At 70.9% G+C, this 22,133-nt stretch carries 16 protein-coding genes; 5 read left to right on the top strand and 11 right to left on the bottom strand.

Annotated features, from left to right (window positions below):
* Positions 1–92: 92 nt before the first annotated feature.
* Positions 93–794, top strand: a complete 702-nt coding sequence (locus DWB77_RS14495) for a transglycosylase SLT domain-containing protein (RefSeq protein WP_120721676.1) — start codon at positions 93–95, stop codon at positions 792–794.
* 171 nt (positions 795–965) lie between these two features.
* The gene (locus tag DWB77_RS14490; protein WP_120721675.1) at positions 966–2,363 is read left to right on the top strand and encodes an AI-2E family transporter; all 1,398 of its coding nucleotides are present in this window, start codon (positions 966–968) and stop codon (positions 2,361–2,363) included.
* 73 nt (positions 2,364–2,436) lie between these two features.
* Here DWB77_RS14490 and DWB77_RS14485 read toward each other — a convergent pair whose 3' ends face one another.
* Positions 2,437–2,970, bottom strand: coding sequence for an alkyl hydroperoxide reductase (locus DWB77_RS14485; protein WP_120721674.1), 534 nt, complete (start codon positions 2,968–2,970; stop codon positions 2,437–2,439).
* A 3-nt stretch (positions 2,971–2,973) separates the two neighbouring features.
* Positions 2,974–3,528, bottom strand: coding sequence for a peroxiredoxin (locus tag DWB77_RS14480; protein ID WP_120721673.1), 555 nt, complete (start codon positions 3,526–3,528; stop codon positions 2,974–2,976).
* Positions 3,529–3,677: 149 nt separating this feature from the next.
* Here DWB77_RS14480 and DWB77_RS14475 point away from each other — a divergent pair, with 149 nt between their 5' ends.
* Complete coding sequence (locus DWB77_RS14475; protein WP_120727778.1) at positions 3,678–4,631, top strand: LysR substrate-binding domain-containing protein; 954 nt, start codon at positions 3,678–3,680, stop codon at positions 4,629–4,631.
* Between the two features lie 529 nt (positions 4,632–5,160).
* Here the strand turns inward: DWB77_RS14475 and DWB77_RS14470 are convergent.
* From DWB77_RS14470 to DWB77_RS14455, 4 genes are read right to left on the bottom strand one after another with little or no spacing between them, the layout of a single operon-like run.
* A complete protein-coding gene (locus DWB77_RS14470; RefSeq protein WP_120721672.1) occupies positions 5,161–7,491 on the bottom strand; it encodes an ABC transporter permease in 2,331 nt (776 codons plus the stop codon).
* Positions 7,488–8,180, bottom strand: a complete 693-nt coding sequence (locus DWB77_RS14465) for an ABC transporter ATP-binding protein (RefSeq protein WP_120721671.1) — start codon at positions 8,178–8,180, stop codon at positions 7,488–7,490. Before DWB77_RS14465 ends, DWB77_RS14470 begins: the two co-directional genes overlap by 4 nt.
* Positions 8,177–8,701, bottom strand: coding sequence for a PadR family transcriptional regulator (locus DWB77_RS14460; protein ID WP_120721670.1), 525 nt, complete (start codon positions 8,699–8,701; stop codon positions 8,177–8,179). Before DWB77_RS14460 ends, DWB77_RS14465 begins: the two co-directional genes overlap by 4 nt.
* A gap of 51 nt (positions 8,702–8,752) precedes the next feature.
* On the bottom strand, positions 8,753–11,134 hold the full coding sequence (locus DWB77_RS14455) for an FtsX-like permease family protein (RefSeq protein ID WP_120721669.1): 2,382 nt from the start codon (positions 11,132–11,134) through the stop codon (positions 8,753–8,755).
* Positions 11,135–11,404: 270 nt separating this feature from the next.
* Between DWB77_RS14455 and DWB77_RS14450 the strand changes: the two genes are divergently transcribed.
* Entirely contained in the window at positions 11,405–13,696 is a 2,292-nt protein-coding gene (locus DWB77_RS14450; protein ID WP_120721668.1) for a transglycosylase domain-containing protein, read from the top strand.
* A 104-nt stretch (positions 13,697–13,800) separates the two neighbouring features.
* Here DWB77_RS14450 and DWB77_RS14445 read toward each other — a convergent pair whose 3' ends face one another.
* From DWB77_RS14445 to DWB77_RS14435, 3 genes are all read right to left on the bottom strand, one after another.
* Positions 13,801–15,840, bottom strand: a complete 2,040-nt coding sequence (locus tag DWB77_RS14445; protein WP_120721667.1) for an ATP-binding SpoIIE family protein phosphatase — start codon at positions 15,838–15,840, stop codon at positions 13,801–13,803.
* A gap of 289 nt (positions 15,841–16,129) precedes the next feature.
* Positions 16,130–16,819 carry a cytidylyl-2-hydroxypropylphosphonate hydrolase gene (gene fomD / locus DWB77_RS14440; protein ID WP_120721666.1) on the bottom strand — a complete coding sequence of 230 codons (690 nt, stop codon included), beginning with the start codon at positions 16,817–16,819 and terminating at the stop codon, positions 16,130–16,132.
* Between the two features lie 57 nt (positions 16,820–16,876).
* The gene (locus DWB77_RS14435; RefSeq protein WP_120721665.1) at positions 16,877–18,268 is read right to left on the bottom strand and encodes a class II fumarate hydratase; all 1,392 of its coding nucleotides are present in this window, start codon (positions 18,266–18,268) and stop codon (positions 16,877–16,879) included.
* A 141-nt stretch (positions 18,269–18,409) separates the two neighbouring features.
* Between DWB77_RS14435 and DWB77_RS14430 the strand changes: the two genes are divergently transcribed.
* Complete coding sequence (locus DWB77_RS14430; protein WP_120721664.1) at positions 18,410–19,933, top strand: ricin-type beta-trefoil lectin domain protein; 1,524 nt, start codon at positions 18,410–18,412, stop codon at positions 19,931–19,933.
* 19 nt (positions 19,934–19,952) lie between these two features.
* Here the strand turns inward: DWB77_RS14430 and DWB77_RS14425 are convergent, their stop codons facing one another.
* Together DWB77_RS14425 and DWB77_RS14420 are read right to left on the bottom strand one after the other, a co-directional pair.
* Positions 19,953–20,204, bottom strand: coding sequence for a hypothetical protein (locus DWB77_RS14425; protein WP_162952531.1), 252 nt, complete (start codon positions 20,202–20,204; stop codon positions 19,953–19,955).
* A 226-nt stretch (positions 20,205–20,430) separates the two neighbouring features.
* Positions 20,431–22,122 (bottom strand): fumarate hydratase, encoded by a 1,692-nt coding sequence (locus tag DWB77_RS14420; protein WP_120721662.1) that lies wholly within the window; start codon positions 22,120–22,122, stop codon positions 20,431–20,433.
* Between the last annotated feature and the right edge of the window lie 11 nt (positions 22,123–22,133).

Genomic DNA, 22,133 nt, shown 5'->3' with positions numbered 1-22,133 from the left:
TCCTCCCGTGACCCAGTAGTTGGGAGGAGAGAGCCAGGGGCACGATTGCGTCCGCGAGGTCACCCGTGCGGATGCTGCTGGAAGGAAACCGTGTGAGCCGGATCTCGGTCCGGGGGTTCGCGGTGGCATCTGCCACTGCGGTCACCACCGTTGGCGCCGTTGTCGGCGTTGCCGCAGGAAGCCCCGCTGCCGCTTCGAACGACAACTTCGAGGCCACCGCAGCCGACACCACGCTTCTCGCGGACATCCCCGCAGGCCAGCAGGCCCAGGTGCAGACCGCGTCCCTTACGCAGCAGGCGGACGCCCAGGCCGCGCAGGCCAGCGCCGCGGCGAAGAAGTCAGCCGAGGAGGCCGCGCGCGTCCAGGCCGCGCAGGCCGCCAAGGACAAGAAGGACGCCGCCGACAAGGAGAAGGCCGACAAGGACGCCAAGGCCCGCGACCTGGAGACCCAGGCCGCCAGCCGTTCGGCGAGCCGTGCCGACTTCGCGGTCAAGAGCTCCTACACGATCGACGAGATCCAGTCGATCGCCCGGCAGATCGTCCCCGCGGGCCAGTTCCAGTGCTTCAGCCACATCGTGAACAACGAGTCGAGCTGGAACTACCAGGCCACCAACGCCGGTTCCGGTGCCTACGGCCTCGTGCAGGCGCTGCCGGCCTCCAAGATGAGCTCGGCAGGATCCGACTGGCAGACCAACCCGGCCACGCAGATCAAGTGGGGCCTCAACTACATGAACGAGCGCTACGGCAGCCCCTGCGGCGCCTGGTCGTACTGGCAGGCCCACAGCTGGTACTAGACCGGCCGGCAGGTCGGCGCGGCGGGAGGAAAACGCCCGGCGTCGCTCAACCTTTCGGAGCCCCGCACCGTCCTTCGGTGCGGGGCTTCGCCCGTGTACGGTCAGGTCCGGACGGTTCGGGGGTAGACGGTGGGGAGACTCAGCGGCGGGGACAAGGGAAACGGCGGGATCATGGCGAAAGTGCCCAATTTGCTCGAACGGCTCGGTGCCGGGCTGACCCGGATGGGAGAGCGTCTGGACGAGCGCCGGGCCGCGGCGGAAGCCGACGCCGAGCTCGATCCGGTGAGCGCCGTTCCCGTGCCCTCCGCCGCGGCGCACACCGCCGCCGCCAGGACCTCCCCCGCGGCCGACTCCTCGGACGAGACCGAGCCCGTCGACGACCACCTCCCCGAACACGTACCCCCGCCGCCCGCGTACGCGCCCGCGGTCTCCGCGCGGCCCGATCCGGTCGACGCCGTGCCCTGGAGCATGCGGGTGGCGGCCGCGGTGGGCTGGCGCCTGCTCGTGCTGGCCGGGTCCATCTACGTCCTGACCCAGATCATCAGCGCGGTCAGCCTGGTGGTCCTCGCGTTCGTGGCGGCGCTGCTGATCACCGCGCTGCTCCAGCCGACCGTCGCCCGGCTGAAGCGGATGGGGCTGCCGCGCGGTCTCGCCACCGCGGTCACCGCGATCTCCGGGTTCGTCATCATGGGGCTCGTCGGCTGGTTCGTGGTCTGGCAGGTCATGGACAACCTCGACGACCTCTCCAGCAAGGTGCGGGCCGGTATCGAGGAGCTCAAGCACTGGGCGCTGAACAGCCCCTTCCACGTCACCGAGGACCAGATCAACCAGATCGCCAAGAACCTCAGCGACACCATCGGGGCCAACACCAACGAGATCACCTCGGCGGGGCTCCAGGGCGTGACGGTCCTGGTGGAGGTGCTCACCGGGATACTGCTCGCGATGTTCTCGACGCTGTTCCTGCTGTACGACGGCCCGAAGATCTGGCAGTGGGTCCTCAACCTGGTGCCGGAGGCCGCCCGGCCGGGAGTGGCGGGCGCGGGGCCCAAGGCCTGGCGCACCCTCACCGCCTATGTGCGCGGCACGGTGCTCGTCGCCCTGATCGACGCGGTCTGCATCGGCATCGGCATCTACTTCCTGGGCGTGCCCATGGCGGTGCCACTCGCCGTGTTCATCTTCCTGTTCGCGTTCATCCCGCTGGTCGGCGCGGTCGTGTCGGGCGCGCTCGCCGTGGTCGTCGCGCTGGTCACCGACGGCGTCTTCAACGCGCTGATGGTGCTGCTCGTGGTGCTCGCCGTCCAGCAGATCGAGGGCCATGTCCTCCAGCCCTTCATCCTGGGCCGCGCGGTGCGGGTGCACCCGCTCGCGGTGGTCCTCTCGGTGGCCGCGGGCGGTCTGGTGGGCGGCATCGGCGGTGCGGTGGTCGCGGTGCCGCTGGTCGCCGTCACCAACACCGTGGTCGGCTATCTGCGCAAGTACTCCCGCGAGAACGCCCTGCGCAGCGCCCGGGCCGTCGAACACGCCCCGCCCCCGGCCGCGGCGCCGGTCTCCGCGGGCGACCGGGAGTAGCCCGCCCCGTACCCATGCCGAAGGGCCCCACCGGTGTGCTACCGGTGGGGCCCTTCGGTGGTGCGTACGCGACCTACTGGGCGAGCGCGGCCTCGGAGTCGAGGGTGACGCCCACGGCCGTGATCACGGCGGCGATCTTGAAGGCTTCCTGGATCGTCTCGCGGTCGACGCCGGCCTTGCGCAGCACCTGCTCGTGCGAGTCGAGGCACTGGCCGCAGCCGTTGACCGCGGAGACGGCGAGCGACCACAGCTCGAAGTCGACCTTCTCCACGCCCGGGTTGCCGATGACATTCATCCGCAGACCGGCCCGCAGCGTGCCGTACTCCGGGTCGGAGAGCAGGTGGCGGGTGCGGTAGAAGACGTTGTTCATCGCCATGACCGCGGCGGCCGACTTGGCGGCCGAGTACGCCTCGGGCGACAGGTTGGCCTTGGCCTCCGGCTCCAGCTCACGCAGCACGATCGGGCTGCGCGAGGCGATGGCGGTGGCGAGCACCGTGCCCCACAGCTGCTGGGCCGGCAGCTCGGAGTTACCGATGACCGAACCGAGGTTCAGCTTCAGGTCCTTGGCGTAGTCCGGTACGGCGGACTTCAGCGCGTCGAGGGACATGGGTTACTCACCGGCCAGCAGCGCGACCGGGTCAAGGGTGGTCTCGCCCTTGGTCCAGTTGCACGGGCACAGCTCGTCGGTCTGGAGGGCGTCGAGGACCCGCAGGACCTCCTTGGGGTTACGGCCCACGGAACCGGCGGTCACCATCGTGAACTGGATCTCGTTGTTCGGGTCGACGATGAAGACGGCACGCTGCGCGAAGCCGTCCTCGCCCTCGATGCCGAGGTCGCGCATGAGCTCGTGCTTGGAGTCGGCCAGCATCGGGAACGGCAGGTCGGTCAGGTCCGGGTGGTCCTTGCGCCAGGCGTGGTGCACGAACTCGGAGTCACCGGAGAAGCCGAGGACCTGGGCGTCACGGTCGGCGAACTCGTCGTTCAGCTTGCCGAAGGCGGCGATCTCGGTGGGGCAGACGAAGGTGAAGTCCTTGGGCCACGCGAAGACCACGCGCCACTTGCCCTCGTAGGTCTTGTGGTCGATCTGCTGGAACTCCTGGCCGCTCTCCAGCGACACACAGGCAGTCAGGTCGTACGTGGGGAACTGGTCACCAACAGTGAGCACGCGCTCTCCTTGCAGAACGAGGAAGCCCGAATCGAGCGGATTCGAGTGCTTCCCAGGGGGTTGGACGGATTACGATCCTGACACAGGAGCCATTGATCAGGGAAATAGCTAGACTGGGTCAGCGCGATCGGAGGTGCCTATCAGTGGCCATGGGTAATAGGGGTACGGGCAACAAGGGCAAGCAGCCCAGCCTGGCGCAGCTGCGCGCGTTCGCGGCGGTCGCGGAGCATCTGCACTTCCGGGACGCCGCAGCGGCCATCGGCATGAGCCAGCCCGCGCTGTCCGGTGCGGTCTCGGCGCTGGAGGAGGCGCTCGGCGTCCAGCTCCTGGAGCGCACCACCCGCAAGGTGCTGCTCTCGCCGGCGGGCGAGCGGCTCGCGGTGCGGGCCAAGACCGTCCTGGACGCGGTCGGTGCGCTGATGGAGGAGGCCGAGGCGGTGCGGGCGCCGTTCACCGGGGTGCTCCGGCTCGGCGTGATCCCGACGGTGGCGCCCTATCTGCTGCCCGCCGTGCTGCGGCTCGTCCATGAGCGCTACCCGGAGCTCGACCTCCAGGTCCACGAGGAACAGACCTCCTCGCTGATAGAAGGGCTGACCGCAGGCCGGCTCGACCTGCTGCTGCTCGCGGTGCCGCTCGGGGTGCCGGGAGTCACCGAACTCCCCCTGTTCGACGAGGACTTCGTGCTCGTCACCCCTCAGGACCACTGGCTCGGCGGGCGCAGCGAAATCCCCCGCGAGGCGCTGCGCGAGCTGCATCTGCTGCTCCTCGACGAAGGCCACTGCCTGCGCGACCAGGCGCTCGACATCTGCCGGGAGGCCGGGCGCACCGAGGGTGCGCCGGTGACGACGACGGCGGCCGGCCTCTCCACGCTCGTGCAGTTGGTGGCCGGCGGGCTCGGGGTGACGCTGCTGCCGCGTACCGCCGTCGAGATCGAGACCGGGCGCAACGACCGCCTGGTCACGGGGTACTTCGCGGAGCCGGCGCCCTCGCGCACGATTGCCCTGGCGATGCGGGCGGGGGCTGCGCGCCAGGGCGAGTTCGAGCAGTTCGCGGGGGCGCTGCGGGGGGCGCTGCGCGACCTTCCGGTACGGGTCCCCAAGTGACCCGTCACCCTCCGACCGCGCAGTTCCCCGCGCCCCCAACCCCCTTTCGACCTCGCACCGTGCGTGGCTGGTCGCGCAGTTCCCCGCGCCCCCAAACCCGCTCTCGGCTTGCGGGCCGTGGTCGCTTCTCGCGCAGTTCCTCGCGCCCCTAAACCCGCTCTCGGCCTGCGGGCCGTGGTCGCTTCTCGCGCAGTTCCTCGCGCCCCCAAGAAACCCGTTTTCGTCTGCGGACCGTGCGGGGCTGGTCGCGCAGTTCCCCGCGCCCCTAGCTACTCGGTGCTGGCCGGCACCTCAGCCTGTCCGGCGATTGAGGACGAGCGCCCTTTAGGCGCGAACGGGGTCTGGGGCGGAGCCCCAGGAGGCCCGGGGCTATCCAAACCCCGTTACGGGCGGGCGGGTGGGCGAGGTGCCTCGGGGTCTGGGGCGGAGCCCCAGGGGCCGAACCTTTCAACCCGCTGCACGGGTGGGTGGGTGGGCGAGATGCCCGGGGTCTGGGGCGGAGCCCCAGGGGGCTGGGGTAAACCCGGGGTTACTCCGTGCGGAGGCCGTCCGGGCGCATCAGGCGCCATAGGGGCGGCAGGGACAGCGCCGTGACCAGCAGAACAACGCCCGCGCCGATGCCGACCATCGACGCCACCGGGATCCAGTCGACCGTAACCGGCCGCCCCACCATCCGCAGCAGCACGGACCCGAGCCCCAGACCCACCCCCGCCGCGAGGGCGAGACCGAGCGCCACCGGTACGGCGGTCTGCCACAGGACCGACCAGCTCAGGGTGGAGCGCCGGGTGCCGAAGGCGACCAGCGCGGACAGCAGCTTCCTGCGCTCGCGCAACTGCTCCAGCATCGACACGAGCAGACTCGCGCCGATCAGCATCAGCACCGCCGCGGCCCCGATGTAGAGGCCCTTGCGGACGCCCGCGAACCGGGCGGACGTGTGCTGCTCGCTCAGCGTGCGGGCCGGGGTGAGCGGGTCGACCTTCGCGGCCACGTTCAGGACCCGCTCCTTGGCCAGCTCGTCACCGGGGTTGGTGGAGACGAACACGGTGGAGTGCAGCGGGAGCCGCGCGTCGTGGGGGAGGGCGCCCGGGGTGACCAGGAGACCCGGGCGGCGCTGGCCGGACGGGTCGGGCCGGGCCGCGGCCTTGCGGGTATGGGCCGGAACCGTCCAGCGGACCTCCGCGCCCTTGGCCCCGGAGCCGCCGTTGGTCGGGTCGAGGTAGAGCGTGTCGCCCGGGGCGAGGGCGCGTTCGGGCTCCCAGGCGCCGCCGGTCGCGACGAAGGCGTCGCCGTCCTTGCAGGACGGCAGGGTGGCGGCCTCGCTCAGGTCCGCGCAGGTGCCGATCGTGACCGGCGTGAAGTGCTGCGGCTCCTTGGCCTTCTCGCCGCCGTCCAGCGAGCCCAGCACCACCGCGCCGGTCACCCCGGTGGTGGCCTTCAGGGCACTGATCGCGCGGGCCTGCGTGTCAGGCGAGGGGTCGACGAGCGGAACCATCAACTGGGCGCGGCTGGTGTCCTCGCCGCTCGACTTCACGTAGTCGACCGCGACGGCCCCGAAGAGCATTTGCAGCGCGATCGCGCCGGCCACCGCGACGGCGATGCCGTTCACCATGCGGGCCGCCGAACCGGAGGTCAACTGGAGCCTGCGCACGGCGAGTTGCCAGCCGAGCGTGCCGCCGCCGAGGCGTCGTACGACCGCCTCCACCAGCCAGGGCAGCAACGCGGTCACACCGATGAGCAGCAGGACGGTGCCGCCGATGACCTGGGCCTGGTTGAACATCCCGCTGTCGCGGCCCCGGCCCATCATCGGCGCCAGCAGGCCGACCCCGGCGAGCGGCGGCAGCACCCGCCACCACATGCGCCGTCGGCGCGGCATGGAGGTGCGGACGACGCCGAGGGGTTCGACCACCACCGAGCGCATCGCGAACAGGGTCACCGCGACCGCCGAAGCGGGCACCGCCACGGCCACGCCCGCCGCGAGCAGCGGGCTCGGGTCGACGTCCGCCGGGAAGACGTTGAGCCCGGCGATCGTGATGTCACCCACGTACTGACGGCCGATCACGAAGAACAGCGCGCCGATCACGACGCCGACCACGGCCCCGGCCAGCGCTTCGCCGGCCGCCATCCAGCGGGTCATCCGCCGGTCGGCGCCCGCTAGGCGCAGCGCCGCGAGCCGCCGGTCGCGCCGGTCGCCGCCGAAGCGTACGGCGGCCGCGATGAACACGCCGACCGGCATGAGCAGCACCACGAAGATGATGACGATGAGCAGCGCCAGGATCGGGTCGAGCTTCTCCTGGGGCGTGTTGTTCACGAAGGCCTTGACCCGGATCACCTCGACCGCGTCGTTGACCTCCTTGCGCGGCTTGAGGGCGTCGCTGCCCGCGTAGTAGGCGAGCTCGTGCGGCCCCAACAGGCCCTGGTCGGCGATGGTCGAGGTGATCGTATACGGGAGACGTTCGCGCAGCAGGCTGCCCTGCGAGGAGGCGAGCAGCTCGCGCAGGGCGGGCGAGGCGGCCATGGTGCCGGGCGCCGGGAGCGCCGAGACGCCCGGTGGCAGCGGCGCCTCGGGGCCCTCCGGCTGGAGCAGCCGGCCCCGCACGTCCTTGCCCTGGTACTGGGTGTCCGCCCGGCCGAGCAGAAGGGTGTCCCGCGCGGGGCCGCTGTCGACCGAAGCCCCGTAGTCGCTACGGGCGTTGTCGCGTGCCTGGCGGGCGTTGAGCGCACCCGGCAGTGCGGTGGTGCCGAGCAGGAGGGCGACGCCCAGGCCCACCCCGACGGCGGTCAGCAGCGTACGCGTCCAGCCTTCTCGGCCTCCGGAAAGGGCGAACCGGGCACCCAGCGCGAGGTCGCGCAGCAGGCTCATACGGAGTGCTCCAGCATCATGTCGCGGGACTTTCCGTCACGTACGACGATCTCGCGGTCCGAGTAGGCGGCGACCCGCGCCTCATGGGTGACCAGGACGACGGCCGCGTTGGTGGAGCGGGCCGCCTCGGTGAGGAGCTGCATGACGCGCTCGCCGTTGAGGGAGTCGAGGGCGCCGGTGGGCTCGTCGGCGAAGACGACGCGGGGCTGGGTCACCAGCGAGCGGGCCACCGCGACGCGCTGGCCCTGACCGCCGGAGACCTCGCCGGGACGCTTGGCGCCGAGGTCGGCGACCTCCAGGCGCTCCATCCACTCCAGCGACCTGCGCTCGGCCTCCTTGCGCTTGACGCCGGCCAGGCGCAGCGGCAGCGCCACGTTCTCCACACACGTCAACTCGGGTACCAGCTGGCCGAATTGGAAGACGAAGCCGAACTCGGTGCGGCGCAGGGCGCTGCGCTCGGCGTCCGACATCGCGGACAGCTCGCGGCCGTCGTAGGTGATCGTGCCGGAGTCCGGGGTGACGATCCCGGCGAGGCAGTGCAGAAGCGTCGACTTGCCGGAGCCGGAGGGGCCCATCACGGCGACGACCTCGCCGGGGTGGATGGAGAACCCGGCGCCGTCGAGGGCGGGTGTGGGGCCATAGGCCTTGTGCAGGTCGTGGGCGACGAGAAGGGAGCCGGCGGGCGTCATGCGCGTACCTCCGAGGCGAGCTGGACGAGACGTGCGGCGGTCAGTTCCAGCCACCGCAGGTCGGCTTCCAGGTGGAACAGGGCGTGGTCGCAGATCAGTTGGTCGGTGAGGTCGCCGTGGCGTTTGCGGTCGGTGAGCACCCGCATCAGGCGCAGGTGTTCGGCGCGCTGGGTGTCCAGGACGTCCCCGGCGTCACGGCCGGTGAGCAGGGCGAGGACGACCTTGGTGTAGAGGGTCGACTGGAGGTAGGGCTCGGGCTTCTCGGGCTGCCTGATCCACGTCTCGACGTCGGTGACGCCGGCTTCGGTGATGGCGTACCGCTTGCGCTCGGGTCCCCCGCCCGCTTCCACGCCGTCGACCTCGACGAGGCCGTTCTTCAGGAGCCGGGACATCGTCGAGTAGACCTGTCCGTAGTGCAGCGGACGGTCGTGCCCGAACTTCTCGTCGAAGGCGCGCTTCAGGTCGTACCCGTGGCGCGGGCCCGACTCGAGGAGCCCGAGGAGGGTGTGGCCGATGGACATGGGGCGTTCCTTTCTCTCAACTGCCGTGACTGGTAGGGGTGTTCCGGGGGGTCATTCGGTACGGAGGCCGTCCGGGCGCATCAGGCGCCACAGGGCCGGCAGGCTCAGCAGGGTCACCGCGAGGATCACGGCGGCGCCCGCCCCGGCCAGCGGCAGGAACAGCCACCACTGGGTGACCGTCTTGCCGATGATCCGCAGCATCAGGGCGCCGAGCGCGGTGCCGCCCACCACCGCGAGGGCCATCCCGAGGGCCACCGGCACCGCGGTCTGCCACAGGACCGAACGGGCGAGCGTCGTGCGCCGGGTGCCGAAGGCCACCAGGGCCGCCAACAGGCGCCGCCGCTCGCGCAATTGCTCCACCTGCGAGATCAGCATGCCGACCGCGATCAGGCCGAGCGTCGCGAGGGCGGCGGCCCCAAGACCGGTCCGGATCCCGGCGTACTGCTGGTCGCGCTCGATGGTCCGTACGGTGTGGACGCGCAAGGTGGGGGAGAGCCGGGCCGCGGTGTTGCGGATGTACTCGGCGGCGTCCGGCACGCTCTGGTCGACGGTGAGCATGGCGGAGGTGCGGGCCAGCGACGTCAGGAGCGAGGTGTCGATCGCCGAGGGCGTGACGAAGATGCCGTACCGCACCTCGCCCGTGGGGTCCGGGCGGCCGATGACGGTCCGGGCGGAGGCGGGCAGCGTCCACAGCCGCTGCGCTTCGCCGGACTCGCTCGACGCGGTGTTGACCGGCTTGCCCAGCCGGGCCGTGCGGTCCACCCAGGCGGCCTGCTCCCGGTCGTCCGAGGGGTGCACCACAAAGGTGTCGCCGTCCTGGCAGGAGTCGATGTGGGCCAGCTCGCGCAGGGTCGCGCAGTCGCCGAGGGTCAGCGTGGTGGTGGGCCGGATGTCGTCGTCCGGGACCGGGCCCGGCCAGGTCACATAGCTGGTGACCGAGCCGATGACCTGGTGCACGCCGGGCGTCGCGCGGAACGCCTCGATCATGCGCTCGGCGAGCCGGGTGTCCGGGTATTCGGCGAGCACGGTGTACTGGGCGCGGCTCGCGTCGGCCCCCGTCACCTTGTTGAAGTCGTCGTGGATGCCGACGGAGAACATCTGGAGCGCCACCGAACCGGCGACCGCCACCGTGATCCCGCTGACCGCCCGCGAGGCGGCGCCGCTGCTCAACTGGAGCCTGCGGACGGCCAGTTGCCAGGAGAGCGAGCCGCCGCGCAGCCGGCCCACCACCGCCTCGACCAGCCAGGGCAGCAGGGAGACGAGCCCGGCCAGGACCAGGGTGGCGCCGGTGGCGATGGAGAGCGGGGCCACGGCGTCCATGAGCTGGACCCCGATGGCCGGGGGCGCCACCGACAGCGACGCCGTGCGAAGGCCCGGGTTCTGGGACACGAGGAGCAGCGCCACGCCGACGCCGGGCATCGCGAGCCGCCACCACAGCCTGCGCGTGCGGGTGCGGCCGCCCCGGACGACGCCGAGGGGTTCGATGACCACCGAGCGCAGCGCGGCCAGGGTCACCACCACCGCCAGGGCCGGCACGGTGACGGCGACGATCAGTGCGAGCCAGGGCAGGGGCCGCAGGTCGCCGGGGAAGAAGCCGAAGCTCCACAGGCCGAGGGGGCCGACGAGTTGGGCGCCGCCGAGGAAGAGCAGGGTGCCGGTGGCGAGCCCGAGCGCCGATCCGGCAAGTGCCTCGCCGCCGGCGATCCAGCGGGTGGTGCGGGTGTCCGCGCCGACCAGGCGCAGCGCCGCGAGCCGACGGTCGCGCCGCTCGCCGCCGAACCGTACGGCGGTGGCGATGAAGATGGCGACGGGCATCAGCAGCACGACGCAGATCAGGATGACGAGGACGACCAGCATCGGATCGAGCGGCCGGTCCTCGACGATGTTGCCGAAGCCGGCCGCCATGGAGGCGCCGCTGTCGGTGGAGAGGGCGGCGCTGCCCGCGTAGTAGTACAGCTCCGAGGGCTGGACGAGCCCCGCGTCACCGAGGGTCGCGGTGATCTCGTACGGGAGCCGGGTGCGCAGCAGGGCGCCTTCGGGGGAGTCGAGCAGTTCGCGCAGCGCGGGGGACACGGCCATGGTGCCGGGGGCGGGCAGGGTGGTCAGACCCGGCGGAAGGACGGGGTCCGCGTTCGCCGCCCGCAGCAGTTTCCCGCCGATGGTCGCATCCCGGTACTCGGTGTCGGCGCCCGCGTACAGAAGCGAGGCCTTGAGGCCCTTGGTGTTCTTGTCCGAGCCGGCCGAGAACGGCTGGCGGTCGTGGATGCGGTCCGCCCGGTGGTCCACGAGGCCGGGCACCGACGCCGCGCTCAGGAGCAGGGCGACCCCGAGGCCGACACCGAGCGCGGTGAGCAGGGTGCGGGCCCAGCCCTCCCGGCCGCCACCGAGGGCGAACCGTATGCCGAGGCCGAGATCGTGGAGGCGTCGCTTCATGGAAGAGCACTATACGCACTAGGTATACCCACTGTGTATACCCGGGGTGTATAGCTCTCTCCAGTGTGCCCATTGCGGGGCATACCCGGGCAGCATCCGGGAGTCTCGCAACCCTTGACACGATTCGATCGTCGGTTCCCATGGGGCAGGTGCTGATTCTCACGTACGGAAAAGACGTGATCGAATCCGCTTTGTCCATAGGTGCGGTGTTAGTTTTCTGAGCTGATCTGGCGAGTCTGGTGAGTCATATGAAGGCGAGCGACTGAGGTTATGGGCCGAGCGGAAGAGCGGCGCGCCCGACAGGGCGGGACGCGCCGGGGCAAGCAGAAGGTGAAGAAGAAGGGCATACGCCGGTTCTTCACCTGGAAGAAGGTGCTCGGCACGTTCTTCGGGCTCTGCCTTCTCGCGATGGGCGCGTTCTACGTCATTTACCTGATGGTGCCGATCCCCAGCGACAACGCCGAGGCCAAGCTGGAGAGCAACGTCTACAAGCTCTCCAACGGGCAGGTGCTCGCCCGCACCGGCGTCCTCAACCGCGAGACCGTCGCACTCGAGAAGGTCCCCGTACCGATCCGGGAGAGCTTCGTCGCGCTGGAGAACAAGACCTTCTACGACGACAAGGGCGTCGACTTCAAGGGCACCACCCGAGGCATCCTCAAGACCCTCATGGGCAAGGGCGCCCAGGGCGGCTCGACCATCACCCAGCAGTACGTCAAGAACAACTACCTGACGCAGGAGCAGACGGTCACCCGCAAGCTGAAGGAGATCGTCATCTCCCTCAAGGTGGACCAGCGCTACACCAAGGACGAGATCCTCGCCGGGTACATGAACACCAGCTACTACGGCCGGGGCGCCTACGGCATCCAGGCCGCCGCGCAGGCGTACTACGGCAAGGACGTCTCCAAGCTGACGCTGTCGGAGGGCACCTACCTCGCGGCGCTGCTCCAGGCCCCCAGTCAGTACGACTGGCAGACGGCGGGACCGGTCGGCAGGGACCTGGTGCAGGGGCGCTGGAACAAGGCCCTCGACAACATGGTCGAGATGAAGAAGCTGACGCCGGACGAGCGCAAGAAGGTGACCTTCGAGCCCCCGCACGACGCCAAGGTCGCCCCCGGCATGGAGGGCCAGACCGGCTATCTGGTCGCCGCCGCCAAGGCCGAGCTGATCCACAACGGGGTCGACTCGGCGCTCCTGGACCGCGGTGGCTGGACGATCACGCTCAACATCGACCCCGCCAAGCAGAAGCTCCTGGAGTCGGCGGTCAAGAAGGACCTGACCGACAAGCTCGACCCCAAGAAGCGCAAGGTCGACGCCGACCTCCAGGCGGGCGCCGCCTCGGTGGACCCGAAGACCGGCTCGGTGGTCGCCCTCTACGGCGGCCAGGACTTCATCAAGCACCAGCTCAGCAACGCCACCAACACCACCTACCAGCCCGCCTCGACGTTCAAGCCGGTGATCCTGGCGGCCGCCTTCAACCAGGGCGCCGAGACGCAGGACGGCAAGCCGATCAAGGCGAACACCGTCTACGACGGCGACAGCAAACGGCCGGTCAAGGGCAGCGACATCGCCTTCGCCCCGCCGAACGAGGACGACCGCGACTACGGCCCCATCAGCGTCCAGGACGCGATGAACAAGTCGGTCAACTCCGTCTTCGCGCAGATGGGCGTCGACGCCCACCTCGACAAAGTGCGCGACACCGCCGTGGCCATGGGCATGGCGTCGCTCAAGGGCAAGGCCCCGGTGCCTGCCATGACCCTCGGTTCCTATGGCGCGAGCCCGCTCCAGATGGCCGCCGTGTACGCCACGCTCGACAACCACGGCAAGGAAGTCACGCCGTCGATCGTGAAGACCGCCGAGCACAAGGACCACAAGTACGACAAGCCCGACCCCATCGGCAGCCAGGTCATCAGCAGGGACGCGGCGGACTCCGTCACCTCCGTGCTCACCGGCGTCGTCGACGACGGTACGGCCCAGGGCTCGGTGGCCTCCGCCGACAACCGTGACGGCAAGCAGGTCGCGGGCAAGACCGGCACCTCCGACGACAACAAGTCGGCCTGGTTCACCGGCTACACCCCGGACCTGGTCACCTCGGTCGGGCTGTGGGGCGAGGCCGCCGAGCCGCGCACCGTGAAGGGCGACGACGGCAAGACCGTGACCGTCCCCAAGGGCGGCCAGGTCTCGATGACGGACGGCGCCGGTGAGCCCGGCCGCATCAACGGTGGCTCCATACCGGCCCGCATCTGGGCCGCGTACACCTTCGACGCGGTCAAGGGCGGCGCCGACAAGTTCGACCTGGAAACCGACCAGGGCGCGGCCAAGGAGCCGGCGTACACGCCGTCCAAGAAGCCGTCGGGCACCCCGTCGAAGACGCCGTCGGGCACGCCCTCCAAGACGCCGTCCGGCACGCCGTCAAAGACGCCGTCGAGTACGCCGTCCAAGACCCCGGTCGACCCGTCGAAGACGCCGTCGGGCACCGCCTCGCACAAGCCGAAGCCGCCCACGACGCCGCCTACGCACCCCACGGGCACGGGCCTTCCCGACGACCCGCTCCTGCCGAACTGACCCGGCGGAACCGACCCGGTACATCCGACCCGGCGAAACGGCCCCCACCCCCGAGCGGGGAGTGGGGGCCGTTTCGCGTCAAGTCCCGTGTCCGGTACGGGAGTTCACGGTCGGGTCGGCAGCTCGAACCAGACGACCTTGCCGCCGGAGAGCCGGGTCGCGCCCCAGCGTCTGGCGAGCCGGTTCACCAGGAACAGGCCGCGCCCGCCCTCGTCGGTGTCGCGGGCCCGGCGCTGGCGGGGGAGTTGCGGGGAGTCGTCGCCGACCTCGCAGCGCAGTACGTCGGTCTTGAGCAGCCGCAGCGTGACCGGCCGCTCGGCGTAGCGCACCGCGTTGGTGACGACCTCGCTGACGAGCAGCTCCACCGAGTCGGTCAGCTCCTCCAGGCCCCAGCGCTCCAGGGCCCTGCGGGCCAGTCTGCGGGCCCGGCCGGGTGCGGTCTCCTCCGGGTCGAGGAACCAGTACGCCACATCGCTCGGCGCGATCCCGTCGAAGCGGGCGGCGAGCAGCGCGATGTCGTCGTCCCGGTCGCCGGGGCCGAGCATGTCGAGCACGTCGTCGCAGAGCGCCTCAAGGGGCGGCGAGTGGTCGGGACCGGTCAACTGGGCGGTGGCGGCGAGCCGTTCACGCAGCTGCTCGATGCCGGTCCACACGTCGCGAAGGCGGGACTCGACCAGGCCGTCGGTGTACAGGAGCAGCGTGGCGCCCGCCGGGGCGTCCAGCTCGACCGCCTCGAAGTCGACCCCGCCGACCCCGATCGGGGCGCCCGGCGGCACCCGCAGCACCTCGGCGCGGCCACCCAGGTGCAGCAGGACCGGTGGCGGATGGCCGGCGTTGGCGATGGTGATGCGGTGCGCGACCGGGTCGTACACCGCGTACAGGCAGGTCGCCATGCGGTCGGTGCCGAGCCGCTGGGCCTGCTCGTCGAGGTGGTGCAGCACCTCGGCGGGCGGCAGGTCCAGACCCGCCAACGTCTGCGCGGTGGTGCGGAGTTGACCCATGATGGCGGCGGAGGTCATGGAGTGGCCCATGACGTCGCCGACGACCAGGGCGACCCGGCTGCCGGGCAGCGGGATCGCGTCGTACCAATCGCCGCCGACCCGGGCGGTCTCGGCCGCCGGAAGGTAGCGCGAGGCGAGCCGTACCCCGGTGGGCTGGGGGAGGCTGTCGGGCAGCATGGTGCGCTGGAGCTCGTCGGCGATGTACGCCTCGCGCCCGTACAGGACGGCCTTGTCGATGCCGAGGGCGGTGTGGGTGGCCAACTGGGCCGCCACCAGGAGGTCGTTGGCCTCGAAGGCGGGCCGCTCGGGGCCGCGCACGAAGACGGCGGCGCCGATCACCCGGCGCCGGCCGCGCAGCGGCGCCAGTATCGCCCGCCGGCCGCCGGGCACCGTACGGTCGGGGCCGAGGAGTTCGGCGAGGGCCGCGCGGGCCGCAGGGGACTCCGCGAAGACCGGGCGCACCCCGCGCAGCACCTCGTTCAGCTCGCCGCCGGTGCGCACCTCGCACAGCTCGGACGCGGGCGTCAGGTCGGGGCCCGCCCCGCCCAGCACCGTGAGGCCTTCCGCCTCCGCGCTCTCGCTCAGCGCCTCGTCCACTAAACGAAGCCGGTCGGTGCGGCGCAGGCGCAGCACGAACGGGGTGGCCGGGCGCTCGTCGCCGACCGGCAGCGGGTCGCGCAGATGGACCAGGATCGCGTCGGAGAACGTGGGCACGGTGGCCCGGCACAGGCCGAGCACGATCTCGTCGAGGTCTATGCCCCGGGCGATCCGGCGGGTCGCGGCGCCCACGAAACGCAGCCGGTCGCCCTCGCGCCGGGCCACCGCCGCGGCGCCCTCGCCGGGGTCGGGGGTGCCGGCGCCGCCGTCGTCCGGCGCGCCCACCCGGGGCACGGCGGAGGCGGCCGCGACGTCCCGGCCCGCCCGCTCGGGCTGGCCGGGCACGGAGGCGGTCACGCCGCCGCTCCGGTCGCTTGAGCGGGCGCCCAGCGGGCTACGGCGGGCCGTGCCGCCCGGTTCCGGTGCGGCCGGTGTGTCGGCATGGGGCCTCCCCTGCTCCTCAACGGCGTGGGCAAGGGTCTGCTCGGTGGGCCGGGCGAGTTCCTTGCGCCGGCTCTCGTGCGAGGTGGGCTGGGGCTCCGTCACGCGTCGGGTTCCGTCCGTCCGGGGTGAGACATCCGCCCTGCCGCGTGCGGCGGCAGTGACAGCGACAGGGTAAGGATGCGTGAGGCCGGCGCGTCACGCGGTACACCCTCCCCCACGTTCTCTGGGCGCGGGGGAGGCACCGTCCGGGCGGCGACACCGGGCATGTTCCACCCCCCTGTGGTGACATACGGTCAATTCTCGCACCGGGACCGCCGATCGGTGCTGGTGGCCCCGCGCGGCCCCGCGGAGGACGATCCTACGTTTGAACCCCCGGGGCGCATCAAGGGTCTCACGACGTCATGTGCGCCGGGGTGCGATCCCAGTCCGCCGGGAGCGCGGGAACGGGCCAGCGCGGATCGGGCCGCCACGCCTCCCACCCGTCCGAGAACGGCCGTCCCCACGCCGTGATGACCTCGACCGCGGCGTGCCCGGCCGCCCGGACCCGGCCCGCGAGGTCGTCGTCCATCAGGCCGACCCGCTGGGCCTGGGCGAACTCGTCCTCGTCCAGCCAGCGCCAACTGCGTTCCGTGGACACGGAGATGTCCAGGAAGTGGTCCGTGGAGTCGATGCCGCCCGACCAGCGGGCGCGCGGCTCCTCCAGGTTCACGTACCAGTTCTTGAAGCGCCAGCCCCGTTCCCAGAAAAGCCACACCGACCAGGGCTCGCCGGGGCGCGCCAGCTTGAGCACGCCGCTGCCGAACCACTGGGAGCGCTCCGTGGTGCGCGGGGTGGTGTACCGGGTGGCCAGGGGCTCCTGGTACAGCGGGCGGCCGTCGGTGAGCACCGGGCGTACGCACTCGGTGCCGGGGGCCATCCACACAGCCAGCAGATCATCGGTGTCCTGGACGACCGTCACCGGGCGGCAGATGTGGAACGGCCCTTTGCGGCCGCCCTCCAGGCCCAGGGCGTGGTCGCGGTAGCGCCAGAGGATCTGGTCCCCCGGCGCCCAGTGGGGGGTGCCGCCTCCTGTACCTGTCATGTGCAGATATTACGGAATCCGGTCAAGACCACGCAGCGATACGGATCACCCCGTCCCTCAGGGCCTGGTCATCCGCAACACGTCGAGGGCCTCGTCGAGTTGCTCGACCGTCAGGTCGCCGCGCTCCACATACCCCCCTTCGAGCACCACCTCGCGGATGGTTTTGCGTTCGGCCAGGGACTTCTTGGCGACCTTGGCCGCCTCCTCGTACCCGATGTACTTGTTGAGCGGGGTGACGACGGACGGCGAGGACTCGGCGTACTCGCGGGCCCGCTCCACATGCGCGGTGATGCCGTCGACGGTGCGGTCGGCGAGCAGCCGGGAGACACGGGTGAGCAGCCGGATCGACTCCAGGAGGTTCTTGGCGATCACCGGGAGCATCACATTGAGCTCGAAGTTGCCGGCCGCGCCCGCCGTCGCCACGGTCGCGTCGTTGCCGACGACCTGCGCCGCGACCATGAGGACGGCCTCCGGAATGACCGGATTGACCTTTCCGGGCATGATCGAGGAGCCCGGCTGGAGGTCGGGAAGGCTGATCTCGGCCAATCCCGTGCGCGGACCCGAGGCCATCCAGCGCAGGTCGTTGGAGATCTTCGTGAGGGAGACGGCGATGGTGCGCAGCTGCCCGCTCGTCTCCACCAGGCCGTCGCGCGCGCCCTGCGCCTCGAAGTGGTCCCGGGCCTCGGTCAGCGGCAGGCCGGTGACGCGGGCGACCTCGGCGATCACGGCCGCCGAGAAGCCGTGCGGGGTGTTGATCCCGGTGCCGACCGCCGTGCCGCCCAGGGGGAGTTCGGCCAGGCGGGGCAGGGCGGAGCGCAGCCGCTCGATGCCGTAGCGCACCTGGGCCGCATACCCGCCGAACTCCTGGCCCAGCGTCACCGGGGTGGCGTCCATCAGGTGCGTACGCCCCGACTTGACCACGTCCGCGAACTCGGCGGACTTGCGTTCGAGGGCGCTCGCCAGATGGTCGAGGGCGGGGATCAGATCGGCGGTGACGGCGGCCGTCGCGGCGATGTGGATGGAGGAGGGGAAGACGTCGTTGGAGGACTGCGAGGCGTTCACGTGGTCGTTGGGGTGGACGTCCCGTCCCAGCCGTTCGGTGGCCAGCGTCGCCACCACCTCGTTCATGTTCATGTTCGAGGAGGTGCCGGATCCGGTCTGGAAGACATCGACCGGAAAGTGCTCGTCCCAACGGCCCTCGGCGACCTCATCGGCCGCCTCCTCGACGGCGGCCGCGATGTCCTTGTCGACCACCCCGAGCTCGGCGTTGACCTTGGCGGCGGCCGCCTTGACCCGGGCCAGCGCCTCGATGTGGGCGCGCTCCAGGCGCTGGCCGGAGATGGGGAAGTTCTCCACCGCCCGCTGCGTCTGCGCCCGCCACTTGGCGTGCGCGGGGACCCGTACCTCGCCCATCGAGTCGTGCTCGGTCCGGAACTCGCTGTCGTTCATGGGGTTGAACCTCCCGCAAAAGTTGAGCAGTTGTCTTGTTCTACCTATTCCCAACATGCCTTACCGGCCAGTAAATACCGGGGGGCTGCATTTTCCCGGGGGACGACCCCGTACTCCCGGGGAGCCCACCAGGGAGGCGTAATGACGCGCAAGAGGCACAGACTTCGCTGTACGTTCGCGGCCACCGTCGCCGCGGCGGCCGCGTTCGCGGGCATGGCGGCCGGCGCGAGCGGCGCGCACGCCGCGTCCGCCCCGTCCGTCCGGTCCACTCCGCTCCCGCCCGAACTGGAGAAGATCCGCGCGGCCGAGGCCACCCGGCTCTACGGCGACCCCGCCGAGCGCGCCATGGCCGACCGCAGGACCGGCCTGATCTCGCTGGGCGACAGCGAGATCTCCGGCGAGGGCGTCGGCAGCTACGAGGCCGGCACCAACGGCCCCGACAACTGGTGCCACCGCTCGCCCGACTCCGCCATCCACCGCACCGGCATCCCGGCCGACGAGACGTACAACGTGGCCTGTTCGGGCGCGTACACCGGAAACATCAGGATCGGCGGGTCCAAGCAGTACGCCGACGAACTCGTGCAGAGCGACAGCCTCGCCATCAAGGCGCGCAACACCCGCATCAAGATGGTGCTCCTGGTCGCCGGAGCCAACGACGACCTCCAGTTCGGCCCGGTCATGACCGACTGCGTCGAGCGCTATCTGCTGCTCCAGGGCGCGTGCCAGTCGAAGTACGAGCCCGGCTGGCAGGGCCGCGTCGACGCGCTGGTGCCCAAGGTCGAGGGGACCGTGAACGACCTCAAGACCGTGATGCGCGACGCGGGTTACGCCGACGGCTCGTACAAGCTCGTCGTGATGGGCTACCCGAGCCCGATCGGCCCCGACTTCCACGACGACCCGAACTTCCCCGGCAAGCTGGTGTGCGGCGGCCTCGGCTACGACTCCGACACCGTGTGGGGGCGCAACACCGCGGTGCCCGCCTTCGAGGTCGGCATGCGCAAGGTGGCCAAGGACACCGGAGTGACCTACCTCGACAACTCGCGCCTCTTCAACGGCCACGAGGTGTGCATGGAGGACGCCTGGGCCCGGGGCCTCTACATCGACCTCTCCAAGCCCGGACTGCCGGACGAGAACTCGGTCCGCCAGTCCTTCCACCCCAACTACCGGGGCCACGGCGCCTTCGCCTCCTGCCTCACTCAGCTCTACGACTCCGGTGCCACGGAAGGCAGTTGTGCCGACCCCGCCTCCACCGGCACCCCGACGCTCCAGACCCTGGCCTGGGACGACGCCTACCGGCCGCTGAAGAACGAGGCGACCGGCAGCTGTCTCGACGTCACCGCCTCGACCAGCGCCAACGGCACGGCCGTCATCGGCTGGGACTGCCACGGCGGGCGCAACCAGGGCTGGTGGTACGACGCCGACCGCAAGTCCGTGCACACCCAGCTCACCCAGGACCGCTGTCTGGACGTGCCGGGGGCGAACTACACCGCCGGCGCCAAGCTGATCATCTGGAACTGCTCGGGCGCCGCCAACCAGGAGTGGGTGCGCCAGTCGGGCGGTCTGCGCCCGGCCGCGGCGACCGGTCTGTGCGCCACGCTCGGCGCCGCCAAGGACCCGCTCACCCTGCGGCCCTGCGACGGCACCGCGAGCCAGCGCTTCGCCTGAGACCCGCCGCCCGGCCCCGTCACGGACAGCCGTCCGCGGCGGGGCCGAGGCGGGCCACCTCGATGGCCGAGGGCGACAGCGCCGACGACACCCGGACGCGGGCGCCCAGGGCGAGCGGAGTGTGCGCCCGCGCCGCGTACTTGAGCGGCCGGCCGCCCACGGAGAACAGCACTTCGCCGTAGCCGCCCCTGGGAATCGGCGTCACCACGTGCCCCGCCGCACCGACCATCGCGTCGGCCGTCGGCGACGCCTTCGCGCGACGTCTGAGCAACGACCGGCCGAACCCCGTCAGTAAACCGCCGGGCCCCCTGAACCACCCCAACTGCGCCACCCCTCCCGGTGGTTGAACCTCCCCGGCCGATGCGGCGGCCGGGGTGATTGCGGACACATGCCAGGATAGGCGGCCAATTCACCGGATTCTTAGGGACTTTGGGCCCTATTCGCGCTCCGGTTGTCCGGCGGGGGTGGTGGTGCCGTGCGCGGGCGCCCGTAGCGGATCAGGCCTGTCCGGCGCCCCGCACGGGGATGTTCAGGAACGTCGGCGGCTCGGCGGGAGCCTGGAAGAAGTCATTGCCCTTGTCGTCGACGACGACGAACGCCGGGAAGTCCTCGACCTCGATCTTCCACACCGCCTCCATGCCGAGCTCCTCGTACTCGACGACCTCGACCTTCTTGATGCAGTCCTGCGCGAGCCGCGCGGCCGGACCACCGATCGAGCCGAGGTAGAACCCGCCGTGCGCGTCACAGGCGTCGGTGACCTGCTTGCTGCGGTTGCCCTTGGCCAGCATCACCTTGGAGCCGCCGGCCGCCTGGAACTGCTCGACGTAGGAGTCCATCCGGCCGGCCGTGGTCGGGCCGAACGAACCGGACGCGTACCCCTCGGGGGTCTTGGCCGGGCCCGCGTAGTACACCGGGTGGTCCTTCAAGTACTGCGGCATCTCCTCGCCCGCGTCGAGCCGCTCCTTGATCTTGGCGTGCGCGATGTCGCGGGCCACGACCAGCGGGCCGGTCAGCGAGAGCCGGGTCTTGACCGGGTGCTTGGTGAGCTCGGCGAGGATCGCGTCCATCGGCTGGTTGAGGTCGATGCGCACGACATCGCCTTCGGTGGAGAGGTGCTCGTCCGTCGTCTCCGGCAGGAAGCGAGCCGGGTCGGTCTCCAGCTGCTCCAGGAAGACGCCCTCGGCGGTGATCTTCGCGACGGCCTGACGGTCGGCCGAGCAGGACACGGCGATCGCGACGGGCAGCGAGGCGCCGTGCCGCGGCAGACGGACCACGCGCACGTCGTGGCAGAAGTACTTGCCGCCGAACTGGGCGCCGATGCCGATCTTCTGGGTGAGCTCGAAGACCTTCTTCTCCAGCTCCTCGTCGCGGAAGCCGTGGCCCAACTCCGAGCCCTCGGAGGGGAGTTCGTCCAGGTAGTGCGCGGAGGCGTACTTCGCGGTCTTGAGCGCGAACTCGGCGCTGGTGCCGCCCACCACGATCGCGAGGTGGTACGGCGGGCACGCGGCGGTGCCGAGCGAGCGGATCTTCTCCTCCAGGAACTTCATCATGGAGGCCTCGTTGAGGACCGCCTTGGTCTCCTGGTAGAGGAACGACTTGTTGGCCGAGCCGCCGCCCTTGGCCATGAAGAGGAACTTATAGGCGCCGCCGTCGGTCGCGTACAGCTCGATCTGCGCGGGCAGGTTCGAGCCGGTGTTCTTCTCGTCCCACATGGTCAGGGGCGCCATCTGCGAGTACCGCAGGTTCAGCTTGGTGTACGCGTCGTAGATGCCGCGCGAGAGCGCTTCCTCGTCGCCGCCCTCGGTGAGCACGTTCTGCCCGCGCTTGCCCATGACGATCGCGGTGCCGGTGTCCTGGCACATCGGCAGGACGCCCGCCGCGGCGATGTTCGCGTTCTTCAGGAGGTCGAGCGCGACGAACTTGTCGTTGCCCGAGGCCTCCGGGTCGTCGATGATCTTCCGGAGCTGGGCCAGGTGGGCCGGGCGGAGGTAGTGCTGGATGTCGTGGATCGCCTCGGCGGCCAGCGTGCGCAGCGCCTGCGGGTCGACCTTGAGGAACGTACGACCGTCGGCCTCGAAGGTGGAGACGCCCTCGGCGGTCACCAGGCGGTACGGCGTGGTGTCCTTTCCTAGGGGGAGAAGGTCGGAGTACTGAAACGCCGGGCTGGGCGGGCGGGGGACAAGGGACATTGCGGCCATTC

This window comes from Streptomyces hundungensis (assembly GCF_003627815.1).
In the GTDB taxonomy this organism is placed as follows: Bacteria; Actinomycetota; Actinomycetes; order Streptomycetales; family Streptomycetaceae; genus Streptomyces; species Streptomyces hundungensis_A.
Note: the sequence above shows the minus strand (reverse complement) of the source record. Positions and strands in the feature narration are given on the sequence as shown.